Consider the following 18,244-nt stretch of genomic DNA (forward strand, 5'->3'; position numbering starts at 1 on the left):
AGATAGCCCCCCTTAACTCTGTAAATCTATGGAACCGATACATATTTTATTAGTTGAAGACAATGAAGGAGATATTTTTCTGACGACAGAAGCCTTGCACGAAAGTAAAATAGCTAACAAGTTAAGCATTGTAAGAGATGGCTGGGAGGCTATACAGTTTTTAGAAAAAAAAGGAGAATACGTGAGGGTAACCATGCCCGATTTAATATTATTAGATGTGAATCTGCCAAAAATGAATGGGCATGAGGTACTAACAGCCATAAAGTCTAATGAAAACACCAAGCATATTCCTGTCATTATGCTTACTACTTCTTCATCAGAAAAAGATATTTATCAGTCATATAAAAACTATGTAAACTGTTATATTACCAAACCTATTGATGCAGGTGATTTTCTGAAAGTAGTGGCCTCTATTGAACATTTCTGGATTTCTATTGTTACGTTGCCTAAAACTTTGCATAAGTAATGTCAGTTTTTACAAAAAAGCTAAATATTCTGGTAGTAGAAGATAACCCCGGAGACTATTTTCTGATAGAAGAGTATCTGTCAGATGAAGTATTGCCGCATACGATTTTTCATGTCAGAACTTTGGTTGAAATGAAAGCAAAACTGATGACCCATATTGGGTTTGATGTGATACTGCTTGATCTTTCTCTGCCCGATGGCAGCGGTGAAACATTGGTAAAAGAAGTATTGTCCATTGCCCAGCAAATACCTGTTATTGTGCTGACAGGCTATGCTGATAAGGATTTCGGTGTCAGGAGTTTATCGTTAGGTGTAGCGGATTATCTGCTAAAAGACGAACTCAGTGCCTCTTTATTGACTAAAAGTACACTTTATAGTATAGAGCGCCGTAAATTTAATATATCGCTACGTGAGACAGAAAAAAGGTACAAAGAGCTTTTTCATCTGAACCCCGTACCTATGTGGGTGTACGAAATCAACACATTGCAGTTTTTAGATGTCAATCAGGCCGCTGTTGAGCATTACGGGTATTCAAAAGAAGAGTTTCTGAAAATGAATATTCTGCAAATCCGCCCAAAAGAAAGCATTCCGGAAGTAATAGAAACCATCAACGAAATTAAGCATCATGGAAAAACTATCAGAAGAATCTGGCAACACTTAAAGAAAAACGGAGCATTAATTTATGTAGAGATAGAAGGGAATCTTATTGATTTTTCCGGAAAAAAAGCCCGCCTGGTATTAGCAACAGATATTACCGAAAAACTGGCAATAGAAAGTGCCCTGAAAATAAGTGAGCAAAGATTCAGAGCTCTGGTGCAGGACGGCGCAGACCTGATGACGATTATCGATCGGAATGGCAAGTTCAGATATATAAGTCCTAACCATCAGTCTATTGTTGGGTATGAGCCTGCCAGCCTTTTATATAGAAACGCTTTTGATTTTATATATACCAAAGATGTAGAATTGATACAGAAAACTATCAATGAACTTAAATTACATAAAAGTGTAAATGTTTCACCCTATCGGTTCAGGCATGCCGATGGCGGTTGGGTATGGTTAGAGACTACCATTGTAAATCTGCTGAACGACCCTGCCATAGAAGGCTATGTAACCAACTCAAGAGATATAGGCAAACGCCTCGGATATGAAAGGCAACTTCGCCTGACCAATGAACGGTATGAAGCCGTAGCCCAGGCTACCAGCGATGCTATCTGGGATTGTAATTTAATCACTAAAGAAACATTCATATCAGGCAATGGGTATCAGAAACTTTTCGGGTATCCGTTTGTGAATGAATACCTGGATATGAATTTCTGGGAGGACCACTTACACCCTGAAGATAAGATAAATGCTGCAAAAGAATTGACTGATGCCATGGCACAGTCAAGAGCACAATGCTCATCTGAATACCGTTTCCTGAAAGCAGACGGCGACTATGCCTATGTACACGACAGAGCATTTATTATTTATGAAAATAATCAGCCCGTCAGGATTCTGGGGGCTATGCAGGATATTACCACCCGCAAATACCAGGCGCGTATTCTGGCTATTGAAAAAGAAATTTATGCACTTAATGCTACTGCGGGGGTTTCTTTAGATACTATTTTAGAAAAACTGATTGATAGTGTCGAAGATTTAATCCCTCATTCGCTCTGCTCAATCCTTCAGCTCAAAGACGGCAAAACCATGCATCATTTGGCCGGAGATTCAATTCCGCCTAAATACATTGCTGGTATTGATGGCCTGCCTATTGGTTCCGAAGCGGGCTCATGCGGAACGGCCATGTATCTGGGAAAGAATGTGATTGTAACAGATATTGAAACAGATGTTTTATGGAATAATTACCGGTCTCTGGCAGAACCCTATCATTTTCTGGCCTGTTGGTCTATTCCTATTAAAAGGAGCGACGGAGAAGTACTTGGCAGCTTTGCCACCTATTACCGTACCAGAAAATCGCCCAAGCCGCACGAAATCAGTTTTATTGAGCGAGCAGCCGGGCTGGTAGGCGTATTGATTGAAAACAGAGAGGCAAGTGAGAAAGTAAAACAATCAAAGGAACGGTATGATATTGTGATGAAAGCAACCAGTGATACCATCTGGGATCTGGACATTATCAAAGACCGCATTACTTATAACAAAGGCATTAACAAAGTTTTTGGCTACTCATTCGAGCATTTACAGATAGAAAACGTGGAAGAATGGTGGAAAAAAAGCATTCATCCCGAAGACTTAAAGAAAGTAACCGATACCCTGAACGAGGTTTTTGAGAAAAAACAATCGCATATTCAGATTGAATATCGCTTCCGTTGTGCCGATGGGTCTTATAAATATGTGTTAGACCGGGGTTTTATTGTAGTGGACAACGACCATAATCCTGTCAGAATAATAGGGGCTATGCAGGATATTACACGCCAGAAAGAAGAAGAAAACCGACTGCGGCTCTTAGAATCGGTTATTACCAATGCGACTGATGCTGTGCTGATTACAGATGCAGAACCGCTTGATGAACCCGGCCCAACGATAGTATATGTAAACGACTCTTTTACAAAAATGACCGGATATACCAGAGAAGAGGTAATTGGTAAAAATCCAAGATTTTTGCAGGGTAAAAATACCAATCAGGCAGATTTGGCGCGTCTGAAAAAAGCATTGCTTAACTGGGAGCATTGTGAAATGGAACTCATCAACTATAAGAAAAACGGAGAAGAGTTCTGGATAAATCTGTCAGTTGCTCCTATGGCAGACAATACAGGTTCTTTTACCCATTGGATTGCCATTCAGCGAGATGTAACCGAGCGTAAACACAGAGAAATAGAAAGAGAAGACCTGATAAATGAGTTGAATCATACCAACGAAGACTTGCGCCATTTTTCTTACATAACCTCACACAATTTTAAAGCCCCTTTATCAAACCTGATTGGATTTCTGAATATTATTGATGATATACCTATCGAAAATCCGGTTTTAAGCCAGATTATTCAGGGTTTTAAAACTTCTACTCATTTATTGAATGATACTATCAATGATTTAGTGCAGATACTCATTATCAGAGATGGCGATTCAAAAGAACTGAGAGATATTTCTTTTGCAAAAATGCTTAGTCAGGTAATGACTCAGGTTGAGAACCTGATAGTGGAGTCAGGGGCAGAGATAGAGACGCATTTTACCAGCGTTCCGACTGTGAATTTCAACGAAACGTATCTGGAGAGTATCCTGCTCAATTTATTGACCAATGCCATTAAATACAGGTCTTATACAAAACCGCTTAAAATAAGCATTACTACCAAACATCAGGGAGGTTTTGTGGTGCTGACCTTTGAAGACAATGGCATTGGAGTAGATTTAGAACGGCACAGAGAAAAAATGTTTGGCCTTTATCAGAAATTCCATGACAGACCTAATAGCAAAGGCATGGGATTGTATTTAATCAGGTCTCAGTTAGAAAGCCTCGGAGGCAGTATAGATGTAGAAAGCAAGGTGGATAAAGGGACTAAATTCATTCTAAAATTCAAACTAAGAAATGATAAAAAAACTACTTTGCATTGATGATGACGTAACCACATTGATGCTCATTAAAATGGTAACAGAAAAAGCTTCTTTTGCCAAAGAGGTAGTAGTAGCTATGAATGGTAAAGAGGCATTAGCGTATTATGAAAATCTATTAAATGAGCCTGCCAGTAAACAGGCAGATTATCCACGGCTAATTTTTCTGGATTTGAATATGCCTGTGATGAACGGTTGGGAGTTTTTAGAAGAGTTTGTCAGAACCTACTTGCCGCAGTTTCCTGATACCAAGGTGGTTATTCTTTCTTCTTCGGCCAATCCGGTTGATAAAGAAAAGGCTAAACTATACCCGATTATCATAGGGTATATCTCGAAGCCTATTACAGCCGACTTATTGAAAATGTTAGTAAAGAAATAAGCTGAATTTGCTAAATTTGGCACTCTGTAAAAAAAAACAGATAACCCGATAAGCAGAATGCAGATTTTCTATACCATTGCCGAAACCCAGCAGTATCTTAAAACCCAGCAAAAAGCCGGGAAAACCATCGGTTTTGTGCCAACGATGGGTGCTTTACATACAGGACATATTTCTTTGATTGAATCGTCGAAAAAAGAAAACGACCTCACTGTGTGCAGTATTTTTGTCAATCCCACGCAATTCAATAATCCGGAGGATTTGAAAAAGTATCCACGCACGCTCGAAAAAGATGCTGAACTCTTACAGGCTGCTCAATGCGATGTGGTTTTTGCGCCTTCTGCCGAAGAAATGTATCCCTCATTACCCAAACTTAAATTCGACTTTGGTACTTTAGAAACAGTCATGGAGGGGAAGTTCCGCCCTGGGCATTTCAATGGGGTAGGGATTGTAGTATCAAAGCTGTTTCACATCGTGAAGCCCGACAAAGCTTATTTCGGGCTGAAAGACTTGCAACAGGTGGCAGTTATCAGGCAAATGGTAGCAGATTTAAGTTTTGATTTAACAATTGTTCCCTGCCCAACCTTACGAGAAGCCGACGGACTGGCGATGTCGTCACGCAATATGCGTTTATCGGCCGAAGCCCGGGCTTTAGCACCACATATATATCAGTTATTGCTATTAGCCAAAGAACGTCTGCAGCATGGCGAACTATCAGCCGACACAAAGGTATTTGCTGCCGGGTATTTCAAAAAAACTCCTGAATTTGAGTTGGAATACCTTGAAATTGCCGATTTTGATAATTTAGCTCCTGTTGAACAAGCTCAGGAGCCGGGAAAAACAGCCATTTGTATTGCTGCTTTTTTAGGAGGTGTACGGCTGATTGATAATATTGTTTTCTGAGCCGATTAATCTTCGGGGTACGGCACAAACACAAATCCTGCAAATTCGTTTTCAATGACAAAAAGGCAGCAGTATTCTTCAGGGTTTTTATAATTTTCCTTGAACAATTCTATCGACTCTTCGCCAATCAGTTGGCGTTGCACAAATTCGTTCAGAAAAGAGGCTTTGTAGTCAAATTTTGTGTTGAAGTCTGTACGGTCAAAAAGTAACTGACCCACTTCAACCGGAGTCTTGGTTACCACAAAAATAGGGTTTTCAGAAAAGCCTCGCTTTCTTATCTGGTAAGAGGCTTCTTTCAGGTGGTCGGCTACAATCACAAAATCCTCTGAGACCCGACCCATTATTTTCTTATCTAATTCGGGCGAATTAGCATCGTCTAAAATTGTATTTTCGTTTGAATGATTAATCATGATAATTGAGTGATTAATTGTGAATTACGAATGGTGAATTAGTGAATAAAACGAACGAATTACTTATTCGCTAATTCACCATTCACTAATTCGTTATTAATAATTCTACAGCCTCGCTGCCGTTAAAAGCCCGAGGTCTTTGTAGCGCAGGTTAAAGCGTTGGGCAATCGGAAGATTGGTTAAACTTCCTTTATAACAGTACACACCTTTAGTAAACCATTGTTTGGCAAAAATCATTTCCTCAATGCCACCAACTGTACCTGTTTTTAATAAAAAAGGCGTAAATACATTGCTCAGGGCAATGCTGGCTGTATGCGCTACACGAGAAGCAATATTGGGTACGCAATAGTGTGTTACACCATATTTCTGAAAAGTCGGCTGTTTATGAGTGGTCATTTCAGAAGTTTCAAAACAACCACCCTGGTCAATAGAAACATCAATGATGATAGAATTTTTCTTCATCTGCGATACCATCTCTTCTGTTACTACCATTGGCGAAATACTATCTTCAGCACGCATGGCACCAATTACCACATCGGCTCTTGCCAACTCGGCTGACAGCGTTTCTGAATCAATAATGGAGGTATAAATCTGCTGTCCGATGGTGTATTTGATACGTTGCAGGCGATAAATATGCTGGTCGAAAACCTTAATTTCAGCACCCAAGGCGTGAGCAGCTCTGGCAGCATATTCACCTACGGTTCCGGCACCTAAAATGACTACCTTGGTGGGAGGAACTCCCGTAATACCCCCTAAAATAATTCCCCGGCCATTATGCACACTGCTCAGTAATTCGGCAGCTACGAGCATTACTGTATTGCCGGCTATCTCACTCATCGCTCTGATAATAGGCAAACCACCTACCTTGTCCTGTATCAATTCAAAACCAATGCCGGTAGTTTTCTTTTCGTTCAGTTTCTCAAAATACTTCCTGTCAAGATTTGGAATATTCAGGGTTGAAATTACCGTCTGGTCGTTTTTCAGATAAACGATTTCTTTTTCTATCAGCGGCTCGATTTTCAGAATAATATCGGCTTCAAAAACTTCTTCCGGCGTATAAGCAATCTGTGCCCCGGCTTCGCTATAATCGTTATCTGAAAACTTGGCACCTTCTCCAGCACCTTTTTCAACCATTACCTGATGCCCATTCCTTACCAGCAGACTTACCGCATCAGGTGTTAGCGCAATCCGGCTTTCTTGTAAAGAAATCTCTCTTGGAAGGCCGATAAAAAGGCTTTTTTTGCCTTTTTTTATAAGTGCCGGAGATTCTTGCGGATATAGTACAGACTGGCGTGCTAATTCAGAAACAGATTGACCTGTCATAGGTTAGTTGCATTTTTATTGTGTCAGCGCAGGTGTAAACATACCCTGACTATTAGAATTAATTCAAGCTCAGACTTCGGCTATTATTGTCAATAACCTCTATCCGAATAGTATAACAATTTTCAGGCAAAAGTGATTCTATTTTTTGTGCCCATTCGAGCAGACAGATATTGCCTGAGTCAAAATATTCTTCAATCCCAAAATCAAGGGCTTCAGATTCACGCTTTAAACGATAAAAATCAAAGTGATAAATATTGCCTCCATCGGCAGTTACATATTCATTCACAATCGAAAAAGTCGGGCTCTGTACTGTACTCAGTACCCCTAATTCCTTGCAGATAGCCTTAATCATTGTGGTCTTACCAGCACCCATCTCCCCTTCAAATATCCAGATAGTTTTGTCTTCAGCCTTACCAATAATTTTTTTTGCAATCTCTTCTAAATCTGTGAGATAATAAATCATTTTCGGTTGATTTTTCTGATTCTATTGCAAAAATCGCATAAATCCTTAGAATATTTCCAATCTTAATCCAATAAATAAATTTGATAAAAAAAAACATCTTTTTCTTGACAATAAGTATGTTTTTGTCTTGTTTTTTCAAGAACTTTGTTAAATGAAAGTTATTTGCGCCAAACCGACTTTTGTGTTATCCTATTTTGTTCATTCCTATTGTATGTTCCAGAACGGTAAACAGATTATCCCAAGCTTTTTCTTTATGGTTGGTGGAGGGTATCTCCTTAGGCTGCTGTATCTGCAAGTAATTGATGATAGATATCTTACGGTAGGTTCAACCAAGGTTATCAAAAAAGAAGTTCAGATTCCGTTAATAGGACAGATTTATGGCCACTATGGTGCTAATAAAGATGTGTATCTACCGCTCTATAAGGCAAAGAACATTGATATATCTATGTTTTGTCAGTTGTACAATATTAGCGGATATTATGATAGCACGATGGCTGTTGCCGGAACTTATTCAGGTACAAGCAATAGCAGCTAAAAGTTATATGCCGCCTGTCGATAAAGAAGCAAACCCATACAAATCCCCGGAAATCCACCACAAGAAACACCAAAATCAGTAAAAATAGATTTTATAACACCTAAAGATAAATTGTTAGCACCAAAGAATACGAAGTAATATGGCACGTGATATTGATATTAGAGAAGGAATTGACTGGACAACCGTATGGCTTTATGGGGCCCTGGTATTATTTGGCTGGTTAAATATTTATGCAGCAGTTTACAATCCGGAAAACCCGATTGAGATTGTTTCGCTTTCGCACAATGCCGGAAGGCAGCTGATATTTATCTGTGCGTCGTTTTTGCTGATTCTGATTATTCTGTTTGTCGATTACAAGGTCTATGATTCGTTTGCCTATATATTTTATGGGCTTATTGTAGTGGTGCTTATAGGAACCATATTTATCGCTACCGAAATCAAAGGCTCCCGCTCATGGATTAAAATAGGCACCTTTTCGTTTCAGCCTGCCGAGTTTTCAAAAGTGTTTACTGCGCTGGCTTTGGCAAGGTATTTAAGTACACAGAACGTAAATATTTCCAGATTTCGTGATGCTTTTGTGGCCGGGGTGATGGTATTTTTGCCGCCTGTGATTATTATTCTGCAAAAAGAAACGGGTTCAGCCCTTACTTTTGCGGCTTTTGTGGCTGTATTTTATCGGGAGGGTCTGCCCGGCATTTATCCGGCTTTAGGTATTGCGCTGGCCATTTTGTTTGTATTTACCTTGTTTTTCCCCAAGCTCTATATCATTATCGGTATTCTCGTGCTTTGTGGTTTGTTCTGGTATTTTTTCCTGAAACGCTATGAGCGAACGCAGCAGAATATGTTCAGGCTTATTGCCGTGTTTGTGATTGCTGCCGTGTTTGTATTTGGTACTGACTTCTTTATCAATAAAGTATTACAACCTCACCAACAAAAGCGTATTCAGGTACTGGTAAATCCAGACTCTGACCCTCTGGGGGCAGGTTGGAACGTAACGCAGTCAAGAATTGCTATCAGTTCGGGGGGTGTTATCGGCAAGGGATACTTACAGGGAACACAAACCAAATTTGACTTTGTGCCTGAACAATCGACTGACTTCATTTTCTGCACAGTAGGAGAGGAGTGGGGCTTTTTGGGTAGTCTGATTGTGATATTGATTTTTGCCGCCCTCCTTAACCGCATTGTGAATCTGGCCGAAAAACAGCGAAGCAAGTTTGCCCGAATTTACGGCTATTGTGTGGCCGCCATTCTGTTTTTTCACCTACTGGTAAATATTGGTATGACCATCGGCCTGATGCCCGTTATTGGTATTCCCTTACCATTCCTGAGCTATGGGGGGTCATCTTTATGGTCGTTTACTCTCTTACTGTTTATCTTCCTGAAATTAGATGCGCATAGGAGTTATAAGGTATAATTTTTATCGGAGAACGGAGAATGGAGGAAGGAAAAAGGAATAGCCACAATGTACACTAATACACAATGTTACACAATCGTCTTTATTAATATAGTGTAACATTGACTGGGCGTCTCCGTGCTTCCTTGTGTACATTGTGGCAAAATGAAAAGAATATCTGATTAAGTAAAAAATAAATCTGGTTCTCAATCTGCTTTTTGATATACCCTTGCGTAATCTACTTCGTATTTTATCAGGTTATTGATGGCTTTGCCACCATTAATGCCTCCTATAGCCAGATTTAATAAAAGGTAATGTTCCTGTAAAAAGCCATTACTACCATCGGCATTGATGGTTTCGCTGAGTGCCGTGCTATTCAGTAGTTCGTCGTCTAAATATAGATTGATAGTGTCTTTATCCCAATCCATACGCCAGGTATGAAATTTCATTACCCAGTCTTTATCTTTGGCTGTAAAATGCTGTAAAGGTATTTTCTGGTCATCCCATTTCGCTTTGTAGGCTGTATTTGTTCCCCAGGCTGTATTAGCCAAAATGGTAGGTACATTATTTACCCTGTAAAATTCCATGATATCTATTTCACCATTCGACGGCCAGGGTTTACTGACGCCTAATGTCCAGATAGCAGGCCACGACCCCATAGCTGTATCAATCCGAGCCCGTACTTCTATCCGCCCGAACTGCCATTGTTTAAGGCCTCTTGTCTGAATGCTCGACGAAGTGTATTCTGCATACTCTCTGTTTTTACGCCAGTCGTTGCTTCCGGCTACATAATCGGGGTTTTTGATGGCTTCTTTTTTGCCTTCAATCAGCAATACGCCGTCTTTGCAGATAGCATTATCTGCCTGATACCATTGTGTTTCCTGATTTCTGACAAACCCCTGTTCGTGTCGCCAGTTTTTTGGGTCTGGTTTGCCATTGGTATTAAATTCATCGTTCCAGACGAGTTTCATACCCGGTATTGCTTTGGGTTCAGAAAAATCGGGCTTGAAAGGGTCTGGTTTCTGTGCAAGTGCCGACAGATAACATAACCAGGCACATACTATTATTGCATGTTTTTTCATAGAGATTGATAGGTGAGTTTGCAGTAAAGTTCTCACCTTTTGTTTAGAAAAAACAATCCTGTTCATAAATAATATAGGTACGTAAAACTCGCTATCAGAAAATATTCAGTCTTGCGCCTATAAAACCTCTGATGCGTTGCAAAGGGGCATAATTGTAACTGGGGTCAAATTGCTCACTAAAAGGCGCATCTGCTCTGAAAATAGGATATTTAGGTAGAAAATTGGTAAAGTTCTTAACACCTCCATAGAGTTGAAACCCGTTTTTAAAACGTTTGGTTGCCTGAATATTATGAATACCAAACCAGGGTGAGTATTCAGGGCGGGTATCGCCGTATTCCCTTACTACAGGTAAGCGCATGGGGCTGTAAATATTCCCGGTTAAATCAAAGCTTAAAGCCATTTTTTCGAACGCATAACTGATGGCGTAATTACCTGTAAAATTAGGTGTCTGAATCTGATTGATTCTTAGCTCGTTGCTCTCTACTCTATACACTTCCATTAAAGTACCCCCGATGAAAGCTTTTAAGCCGGAAGTAAAAGCAAATTCACTATTAAAAGCTACACCCTTAGAAATACCATGACCTTTCAGGTTATCATATACTACCAGTTCAGGGTCCTGGTCGTAGTCGGCAATGATTTTATTGGAGAAGTAGGTATAAAAGGCATTGAACTGAATATTGCCATAGCCTTTTTGAAAAGTAAAGAATTTCTGATAATCAAGATTGGCATTATAAGAACGCTCTGGTTTCAGGGCATTTTTTATAACTACTTTGCGTGAGCCTGTCAGGGCGGCATGGTCTTCTGAGAATAGATTGACTACCCGATACCCATTGCCCAGACTCAAACGGAATATATTATCTTTATCAGGCGAGAATTTCCAGTTTAACCGGGGCGAAAATATGCCGCCATGCTTAGAATTATAATCATAGCGAACACCAAGCAGAATTTTATTTTTGCTACCTGCCGTAATTTCGTCCTGTACAAAAACACCAGGTAACCAGATGCGGTCTGGCGTATTTTTCAGGTCTGCTGTTTGTGTGATAACCGTATTATCGTCATAATAAGTATTACGGATTGTAGCGCCAAAGAGTGCATCGTGGTTTTTAGACAGTTTTTTATCCCATAACAACTGCCCGAAAGCAATTCTTTGTACGGCTAAATAACGGGTAATCCCATAAACAGAGTTCTGGTCGTGCTGATTTACCGAGAAATTGAAAGTAACTTTTTCGTTTTCAAAAGGTAACTGATAGTTGCCTAATAACTCCCAGCGTTTGGTAAAAATAGATTCGCCATAGACTTCATCACCCCCACGGTTTTTTCGTTGCCATTGCATTTCACCCCCGAAACGGTCTTCATAGACATACCTTGCTGCCAGATTAAACACCCTGTTTTGTGGGCGTTGAAAAGACCATTTATTGAATAACGAAAACCTGTTTTGCAGGGTAACGTCTGTGAAATTATCATGATTGATATCTACTCTGTTGCCAAATATAAAGTAGTTGCCAGAAAACAGGGCACTGGCATTGCCTACTTTGGCTTTTACGCTGGCATCGAAATTATTTTCGAGATAAGAGGTCGTATTCCAGTCAAAATTGAATTTAGGTGCTTTGGTTGGGTTTTTGGTAATGACATTTATCAATCCTCCTACGGCTTCAGAGCCGTAAAGGGTAGAAGCAGGGCCTTTCATGACCTCGATACGTTCCACCATTGAATTGGGAATACCGCTCAAACCATAAACCGTTGATAAAGCTGATACAATAGGCATACCATCTATCAATACCATTGTATAAGGCCCTTCCATACCATTGATATGAATATCACCAGTACTACATACATTACAATTGAGTTGTGGACGAACCCCGTTGACCATCGAAAGCGATTCAAAAAGGTTGGGAGTAGGATTTTTTCTGAAAAATGTGGGGTTTAATATCTGAATAGGGGCAGGCGACTCATTGATAGTGGTTTCTTTCATGGTGCCCGTTACAACTACTTCACTCAACTGGGCATTTTCTTCTTCTATATCAATCAGTAAGTTGTTCGATTTGTTGGCTGAAACATTGACCGTAATGGTTTTTGTTTTATACCCTACACTTGAAACCTGAATGGTTTGCTGCCCGTTAGGGGCATTGGCAATAATAAACTTCCCCTCTTCATTGGCTTGTGTACCAATGGTTGTATTGGCAATTACAACGCTCGCAAAACTGACGGGCTTGTCTTTAGAAACAATTGTCCCCTTAATTTCTCCTGCAAAGACAGGGAGTAATCCGTAAATAGCTATATAAATAATAGTAAGGAATATTTTTCTCATATTGTCCTAATTTAAAATTTTGTATGTGGACGATTCAAAATTAGAACAATGGAATTAATTTTCAAAATATTTCTAAATATATTTTTAGATTAGTCTAAAAATAATTATTAAAGATAGAAATTAAAAGAAAAAACCACCCTGTTTTGGATGGTTTCAAAAGATAATTTTATGTCTGTTATATTTGGAAGACGCTCAAGAAATAACATTCTTTAATATCGGCTTATAGTTTTGGCTGAAGCCAATTAGAAGGATATAATTTAATATTCCACCAGCTAAAGCTGGCGGCAATTGAATCAATAGACCCGCGCGGCGTCCGCCCATTTTCAAATGGGGGTAACAATCAATCAATCAATTATATTTGGCTTTAGCCAAAACGTCATTATTAAAGATTGTTTATTTCTTAAATCTAATTACTATCCTCAACCCCACTAAGAAGAAATCTTCACGGTACCACCACTTTTGGCAGCCTGATAAATAGCTTCTACTACTTTGATGTCTCTCGAACCTTCTTCCAACTGTTTGGAGATGAACACTCAATAATACGATCAATCAGAGGAGTGTAAATGTAATACCTGGTGTTAAGGCTTTAATATCTATCATAAAAGCGTTTGATACGGCTGGTTACCTGGTCATAAATAGGTTTGGTAAATTCAATAAACAATTGCTGAGGCGCAGGCGGCAATTGTTCACGTCGCAGCGCAAGGGTTCTATCTGCCTGACTCAATGCTCTTTCATCGCCATTATAAGTAGCCCAGTCGTTTACCCATACAAATTCGCCGGGAATTTCTTCTCTTGAAAGTACCTTGTTGGTCTGATAATCATATATCTCTAAAGACAAAATCCCTCTTGAACGAACTGCCTTATGTGAGCGAACAAGATTGGCTTTTACTTTGCCATAGACAGGTACTTTTTTTCCGTTTACTGTGGCTTCACCAGTTTTTACACTGTCTTTGCTTTCTACAGTTACCCGGTCGTTGGTTACATTGGTTTCACCTACTACAAAATCAATAAATTCAAGTCTGACTACCTGGTCGGGATTAAGTTTGGCCGATTTGGCTTCTTGTGGCGAATAGAATCTTATAAATTTATTCATGCGTCTGTTGGTACGCAAAAACTCATCTATTCGGCCCTGAAAATATTCGTTGCTGTATTGAAATAACCGTGAATTGATTTTGGGTTGCTCAAGCACTACATGGTAAGAGCCTGCATTCAGGGCCTCTTCCATCCGGTTCTGAACATCTTTATAATTGGGTGCAAAAGAGGCTATACGCTCAAAATGACCATAAGCTGTTCTCGCTGATTCACGGCTTGGTAAAGTGCCCGGGCGAGCCCTCATTAAATCAGTGCCTAAAGCATAGCGTTCGGCAGCAGCATTATCACGGGCTTCCTCTTCTTCTCTGAAATAGCTCTGCGGACTCACCAACCTACGGCAAGCCGTACATTGATCAATGGCATTCTGCATATTATTCAGTTTGGCATAGTAATCCAAGATGGCTTCCCACCGGAATTGCTGATTGGCATTTCTGGCTCTTTCAATATCTCTTAAAAATTCATTCCGGGCATTGCGGTAGGCTTCAGGTAAAACAGCCGCCGATTTGCTGTTATCGCTAACCTTTTTCAGTTTTTCTGCCGACTGCATCACTGCATCGTAGAAATTCCCTTTTTCAAAGGCTTTGGTTCCGCTTTTAGAGCAAGCTGTAACAGATAAGATAGCGCAGGCAGTAAGGGTATAAATAATAGTCTTCATGAAAACATATCAGATGGTATAGTGTTTGGAAATGTTTCGCAATATAGTATTTTTCTTAATGTTTTTATTGGGTACGGTATAAAACAAAAGCGAGTGCCTAAAAAGTTTTTTATGCCAAATAATATTTGGAATAACCCCACCCTGACCCTCCCCAACAATGGGGAGGGGACAAAAAAAGCCCCTCTCCCCACAGTTGGGGAGAGGGGTTGGGGTGTGGGGTCGAAGTCTCGCCAAATAATATTTTGCAGGCCTCAACTTTTTATACACCTCTTTACTTAACGTATGATTTTGTTTTTAGTTTTTCAGATCTGCCAGCTTTTGGGTTTTTATTTTCTCCTGTAATTTTAAAATACCGCCTATCAATGCCTCCGGACGCGGGGGGCAGCCGGGTACATATACATCAACAGGAATAATTCTGTCAACGCCTTTTACTACATGATAGCCGTGTTCCCAGTAGGGGCCGCCACAGTTTGAGCAACTTCCCATAGATATAACATACTTCGGGTCGGGCATCTGCTCATACAAACGGCTGATTCTATCCGCCATTTTAAAAGTAACCGTACCTGATATAATCATGAGGTCTGACTGTCGGGGAGAGTTTCTGGGAAAAACACCAAAGCGCTCAAGGTCATAAGAAGAGGCAAAGGTAGCCATCATTTCAATGGCACAGCAAGCCAGCCCGAAGCCCATAGGCCAGATAGAATTGGCTCTTGCCCAGTTGGCCATTTCGTCAAGCGAAGTAAGAATTACCTCACTTTCCCCCGTTTTTATATGTACGTCTTTTTCAAGCGAGTCGAAATTCATTTTTCTGCGTACTTTTTATTCACATTCTCATACATATTCATCGGAATCTTACTTTTGAATTTAGGCGCTTTTATTTCAGGTTTTACCCACTCTAAATGCCCTTTTGCCCACACATAAGCCAGTCCCAAAGCTAAAACAACAATAAAAATCACCATTTCCGCCAGTGTAAACCAGCCCCATTGTCCGTTGGTTTGTTCAATAAAGTCTTTGCTGCCAAAAACCGTTGCCCACGGAAACAGAAACACTAATTCGACATCAAACAAGATAAAAACCAGTGCTACTACATAAAATCTGAAGTTGAAACTGATGTTGGCATTGCCAATCGGGTCTTCGCCAGACTCATAGGTAGTCAGCTTTTCTACGGTCGGTTTTGTAGGGCGCAACAGCCATGAAATGCCAAAAACCAGCATTAAGGCTATTGCTGCAAAAATAAGTGCCAGTAAGACTATGCCAAAGTCAGATAACATATTATTGGTTTTCTAATTCACGATAGGCTAAAATCCCCCCTGAAACATTGTGTACATCGTCAAAGCCTTTGGCTATTAAAAAATCTTTGGCTCGTCCGCTGCGTGCCCCACTGCGGCAATGGATATAAATCGGCTGACCTTTCAGCTCTTCCAATTCATCTAATCTGTCAGGCAATTCGCCCAATGGTATCAGTTTTGCGCCAAGATTATCATCTTCATATTCATAATCTTCACGTACATCAATTAAATTAATAGGTGTTTCGCTTTCGAGCATTTCTTTCAGTTGCTCTACGGTGATGTCATAGTTTTTGTCCATTAGTATATTAGTTTTGGATTTGTATGCTTAAAGATAAGAACCTGATTATTTGGTTTCATAAAATAATTGTTCTTCGTAGAGATGCAATGCTTGCGTCTCCTTGGGTCTTTCCAATCCAGTAAATGTTATTTAAGGATAAAACCCATAGAACGTTCTAAAACATTTATAGCCCTTTGGAGCAGACGCAAGCATTGCGTCTCTACGGAAAAGGATAATAATATTTTGAGAACGCATTATTCTTGAAATCTTAATAAACAAATTACAGCTTTAATTTACAACCACAATCTTGTGAATTAAATTCTTTTTGCCGTCAGAAAAGTTCACAAGATACGTATTAGCCGGAAGATTTCCGATATTCATTTCCTGCCCGTCAACTTTTCTTGATAATACTTCTCTGCCTCCCATATCAATAATCCTGATGTATTTGATACCGGTTAAATTCCATTTCAGTATGCCCGATGTAGGGTTCGGATAAACCACGAGAGGCTCTCCGAAAGGCTCTTCGGTAGAAGTTACACCACCGGGGCCGCCGGTTCCACCTGAAGGTTTAGTAGCTACAACCGGGCGGACCATCAGGCTACCTTTTAATGTGGTATTGGGTAGCCAGGTATCACCATTGTTATAAAATATCTTATCGGCAAACTGTGGCGTGTTTTTATCAACGCCAACCGCAATTACTTCCTGTGTTATTTTTGTCCATGCCACATAAAAAGTATCTTTTATGGCTACGTTCTGATTGAGGGCATATTCTTTGAAATGATTTACCGCTTTACCATATTCTGCTCTGATTGATTGCTGATGCAGGGTTTTACCCGGCTTCCCTTTATCGCTCTCTAATAGCTGCAATAAAAAATACTGCCCACCCGAAACCGTAGTATCTTTAAGATAAGGATTGCTGAAGTACGGGCTGAAATTGAATCTGACAGCCCCGATGCTGTCGGGCTTACTTAATATGTACTGAACGGCCACTTTGCCGAGCGTCTGGTCAAAATCTGCCCCAATTTCTGCTGTGCCATCATCGTAGGCATAAAAATCGTCTAAGATGGTGTAGGTCGAAATAGAATCATTTAAGGCAAGATTATAGCCGGGCAAATTGGGCTGAATAGCATCAGCCGTAGTTACACTGAACTGAAATTTCAGAATAGCTCTATTGGCTGTAAGGTCGGTTATAGGTTGGAAAATCAGTTGTCGGGTGCCTGTAATTCTTGGTGCCAGCGTGCCGAATGCAGTTCCGGGAGAATTATAATACACACGTCTTGATAGTACTTCTTCTATTTTCCAGGCATACTCCGGGAAATTGGCATCTGCCTGCAAGTTAAACATCTGAGCCCTGAGCGTATCGTTTACCTCTGCCGCCGGATTTACCTTGTATTGCCGCATGGGCATAGCTGAATACCGTTTAAGGTAAGATGAAACAAATCGGGTACAGGCTATATCTTTGGTATAAATATCGTTAGAACGGCGGTTTTTGTTCAGATACACATAGTCGAGGTGCCAGGTATCAAATGCCCCTGACTGGCGGCCTTTGGTTTCAAACCTGAACTGAAATCCGGCATGAAAAAAGGAGGTATCTTTAATAGCTATCAGTTCCTGCTCAAAAACATCACTTCTGATGCCTCCGGCCTGTTTCCACACTACCCTCCATTGATTACTTTTGGAAAGAAACGAAACCATCAGGGTATCATCATCGTCAGGTAATTCTCCGATACCCCGGGCTTGCCAGAAAAAACTTAAATAGAGCGAATCGGCAGGTTGGGAAGCAGCCAGATTAATGGGGCGTGAAGTCAGTGAATCGGTTCGGCCATAAGCCAGCTGATTGATATAATCGTAAGGCAGTCCGGTAGCAGTACGGCCATCAAAGGTAGCCACGTTTTTGCTGGGCTGATTAAGCGGGAAGGTATTATTGATATGCGTACCGCCATTTACCCACAGCCTCGGGTCAGGTACAGGGCCGATGGTAGTTGAGAAATCATCAAAAAAAGGTAATTGAACTGTCTGACTATAAGCAGTCTGTAACGAAATCAGCAGCAATAAAATAACAGACCTGCAAATAATTACAGGTCTGTTGTCTGAAAAGAAAGGCATATACAAATAAATCTTTTGCACGTT

General features: G+C 40.3%; 16 protein-coding genes. 6 read left to right on the top strand and 10 right to left on the bottom strand.

Translation table 11 applies throughout. The features are described from left to right. Nucleotides 1-28: 28 nt before the first annotated feature. From EWM59_RS11870 to panC, 4 genes are read left to right on the top strand one after another with little or no spacing between them, the layout of a single operon-like run. Nucleotides 29-466, top strand: coding sequence for a response regulator (locus tag EWM59_RS11870; RefSeq protein WP_130021195.1), 438 nt, complete (start codon nucleotides 29-31; stop codon nucleotides 464-466). Further along, nucleotides 466-4,011 carry a PAS domain S-box protein gene (locus tag EWM59_RS11875; RefSeq protein ID WP_130021196.1) on the top strand — a complete coding sequence of 1,182 codons (3,546 nt, stop codon included), beginning with the start codon at nucleotides 466-468 and terminating at the stop codon, nucleotides 4,009-4,011. The genes EWM59_RS11870 and EWM59_RS11875 overlap by 1 nt, the downstream gene beginning before the upstream one ends. Continuing rightward, nucleotides 3,986-4,387 carry a response regulator gene (locus EWM59_RS11880; RefSeq protein ID WP_130021197.1) on the top strand — a complete coding sequence of 134 codons (402 nt, stop codon included), beginning with the start codon at nucleotides 3,986-3,988 and terminating at the stop codon, nucleotides 4,385-4,387. The genes EWM59_RS11875 and EWM59_RS11880 overlap by 26 nt, the downstream gene beginning before the upstream one ends. 57 nt (nucleotides 4,388-4,444) lie before the next feature. Further along, entirely contained in the window at nucleotides 4,445-5,287 is an 843-nt protein-coding gene (panC, locus tag EWM59_RS11885; protein ID WP_130021198.1) for a pantoate--beta-alanine ligase, read from the top strand. Between the two features lie 5 nt (nucleotides 5,288-5,292). On the opposite strand, the gene EWM59_RS11890 is transcribed toward panC, so the two are convergent. The 3 genes from EWM59_RS11890 to tsaE form a co-directional block, all read right to left on the bottom strand. Then, entirely contained in the window at nucleotides 5,293-5,697 is a 405-nt protein-coding gene (locus EWM59_RS11890; RefSeq protein WP_130021199.1) for a hypothetical protein, read from the bottom strand. Between the two features lie 105 nt (nucleotides 5,698-5,802). Continuing rightward, nucleotides 5,803-7,020, bottom strand: coding sequence for an alanine dehydrogenase (locus tag EWM59_RS11895; RefSeq protein WP_130021200.1), 1,218 nt, complete (start codon nucleotides 7,018-7,020; stop codon nucleotides 5,803-5,805). A gap of 58 nt (nucleotides 7,021-7,078) precedes the next feature. Continuing rightward, nucleotides 7,079-7,483, bottom strand: coding sequence for a tRNA (adenosine(37)-N6)-threonylcarbamoyltransferase complex ATPase subunit type 1 TsaE (gene tsaE / locus EWM59_RS11900; protein ID WP_130021201.1), 405 nt, complete (start codon nucleotides 7,481-7,483; stop codon nucleotides 7,079-7,081). 151 nt (nucleotides 7,484-7,634) lie between these two features. On the opposite strand from tsaE, the gene EWM59_RS11905 reads away from it, so the two are divergent. Continuing rightward, entirely contained in the window at nucleotides 7,635-8,018 is a 384-nt protein-coding gene (locus tag EWM59_RS11905) for a hypothetical protein (protein WP_130021202.1), read from the top strand. Between the two features lie 139 nt (nucleotides 8,019-8,157). Continuing rightward, nucleotides 8,158-9,432 (top strand): rod shape-determining protein RodA, encoded by a 1,275-nt coding sequence (rodA, locus tag EWM59_RS11910; protein WP_130021203.1) that lies wholly within the window; start codon nucleotides 8,158-8,160, stop codon nucleotides 9,430-9,432. A gap of 185 nt (nucleotides 9,433-9,617) precedes the next feature. Here the strand turns inward: rodA and EWM59_RS11915 are convergent, their stop codons facing one another. The 7 genes from EWM59_RS11915 to EWM59_RS11945 form a co-directional block, all read right to left on the bottom strand. Next, nucleotides 9,618-10,493 carry a glycoside hydrolase family 16 protein gene (locus EWM59_RS11915; protein ID WP_130021204.1) on the bottom strand — a complete coding sequence of 292 codons (876 nt, stop codon included), beginning with the start codon at nucleotides 10,491-10,493 and terminating at the stop codon, nucleotides 9,618-9,620. Between the two features lie 94 nt (nucleotides 10,494-10,587). Further along, on the bottom strand, nucleotides 10,588-12,801 hold the full coding sequence (locus EWM59_RS11920) for a TonB-dependent receptor (RefSeq protein WP_130021205.1): 2,214 nt from the start codon (nucleotides 12,799-12,801) through the stop codon (nucleotides 10,588-10,590). A 586-nt stretch (nucleotides 12,802-13,387) separates the two neighbouring features. Next, on the bottom strand, nucleotides 13,388-14,548 hold the full coding sequence (locus EWM59_RS11925) for a hypothetical protein (RefSeq protein WP_130021206.1): 1,161 nt from the start codon (nucleotides 14,546-14,548) through the stop codon (nucleotides 13,388-13,390). A 294-nt stretch (nucleotides 14,549-14,842) separates the two neighbouring features. Continuing rightward, nucleotides 14,843-15,352: an NADH-quinone oxidoreductase subunit B gene (locus EWM59_RS11930; RefSeq protein WP_130021207.1), complete on the bottom strand. Its 510-nt coding sequence runs from the start codon at nucleotides 15,350-15,352 to the stop codon at nucleotides 14,843-14,845. Further along, nucleotides 15,349-15,819 carry an NADH-quinone oxidoreductase subunit A gene (locus tag EWM59_RS11935; protein ID WP_130021208.1) on the bottom strand — a complete coding sequence of 157 codons (471 nt, stop codon included), beginning with the start codon at nucleotides 15,817-15,819 and terminating at the stop codon, nucleotides 15,349-15,351. Before EWM59_RS11935 ends, EWM59_RS11930 begins: the two co-directional genes overlap by 4 nt. 1 nt (nucleotide 15,820) lies before the next feature. Next, nucleotides 15,821-16,135 (bottom strand): rhodanese-like domain-containing protein, encoded by a 315-nt coding sequence (locus EWM59_RS11940; RefSeq protein ID WP_130021209.1) that lies wholly within the window; start codon nucleotides 16,133-16,135, stop codon nucleotides 15,821-15,823. A gap of 267 nt (nucleotides 16,136-16,402) precedes the next feature. After that, the gene (locus EWM59_RS11945) at nucleotides 16,403-18,241 is read right to left on the bottom strand and encodes a T9SS type A sorting domain-containing protein (protein WP_130021210.1); all 1,839 of its coding nucleotides are present in this window, start codon (nucleotides 18,239-18,241) and stop codon (nucleotides 16,403-16,405) included. Between the last annotated feature and the right edge of the window lie 3 nt (nucleotides 18,242-18,244).

The organism is Emticicia agri (assembly GCF_004168285.1).
Lineage (GTDB): Bacteria > Bacteroidota > Bacteroidia > Cytophagales > Spirosomataceae > Emticicia > Emticicia agri.

Bases quoted from the DNA above. Each gene is read 5' to 3' on its own strand.
- rodA (WP_130021203.1), top strand. From the start codon at position 8,158: ATGGCACGTGATATTGATATTAGAGAAGGAATTGACTGGACAACCGTA.
- EWM59_RS11915 (WP_130021204.1), bottom strand. From the start codon at position 10,493: ATGAAAAAACATGCAATAATAGTATGTGCCTGGTTATGTTATCTGTCG.
- EWM59_RS11925 (WP_130021206.1), bottom strand. From the start codon at position 14,548: ATGAAGACTATTATTTATACCCTTACTGCCTGCGCTATCTTATCTGTT.
- panC (WP_130021198.1), top strand. From the start codon at position 4,445: ATGCAGATTTTCTATACCATTGCCGAAACCCAGCAGTATCTTAAAACC.
- EWM59_RS11940 (WP_130021209.1), bottom strand. From the start codon at position 16,135: ATGGACAAAAACTATGACATCACCGTAGAGCAACTGAAAGAAATGCTC.
- EWM59_RS11920 (WP_130021205.1), bottom strand. From the start codon at position 12,801: ATGAGAAAAATATTCCTTACTATTATTTATATAGCTATTTACGGATTA.
- EWM59_RS11875 (WP_130021196.1), top strand. From the start codon at position 466: ATGTCAGTTTTTACAAAAAAGCTAAATATTCTGGTAGTAGAAGATAAC.
- EWM59_RS11930 (WP_130021207.1), bottom strand. From the start codon at position 15,352: ATGAATTTCGACTCGCTTGAAAAAGACGTACATATAAAAACGGGGGAA.
- EWM59_RS11880 (WP_130021197.1), top strand. From the start codon at position 3,986: ATGATAAAAAAACTACTTTGCATTGATGATGACGTAACCACATTGATG.
- EWM59_RS11905 (WP_130021202.1), top strand. From the start codon at position 7,635: ATGAAAGTTATTTGCGCCAAACCGACTTTTGTGTTATCCTATTTTGTT.
- EWM59_RS11890 (WP_130021199.1), bottom strand. From the start codon at position 5,697: ATGATTAATCATTCAAACGAAAATACAATTTTAGACGATGCTAATTCG.
- EWM59_RS11935 (WP_130021208.1), bottom strand. From the start codon at position 15,819: ATGTTATCTGACTTTGGCATAGTCTTACTGGCACTTATTTTTGCAGCA.
- tsaE (WP_130021201.1), bottom strand. From the start codon at position 7,483: ATGATTTATTATCTCACAGATTTAGAAGAGATTGCAAAAAAAATTATT.
- EWM59_RS11895 (WP_130021200.1), bottom strand. From the start codon at position 7,020: ATGACAGGTCAATCTGTTTCTGAATTAGCACGCCAGTCTGTACTATAT.
- EWM59_RS11870 (WP_130021195.1), top strand. From the start codon at position 29: ATGGAACCGATACATATTTTATTAGTTGAAGACAATGAAGGAGATATT.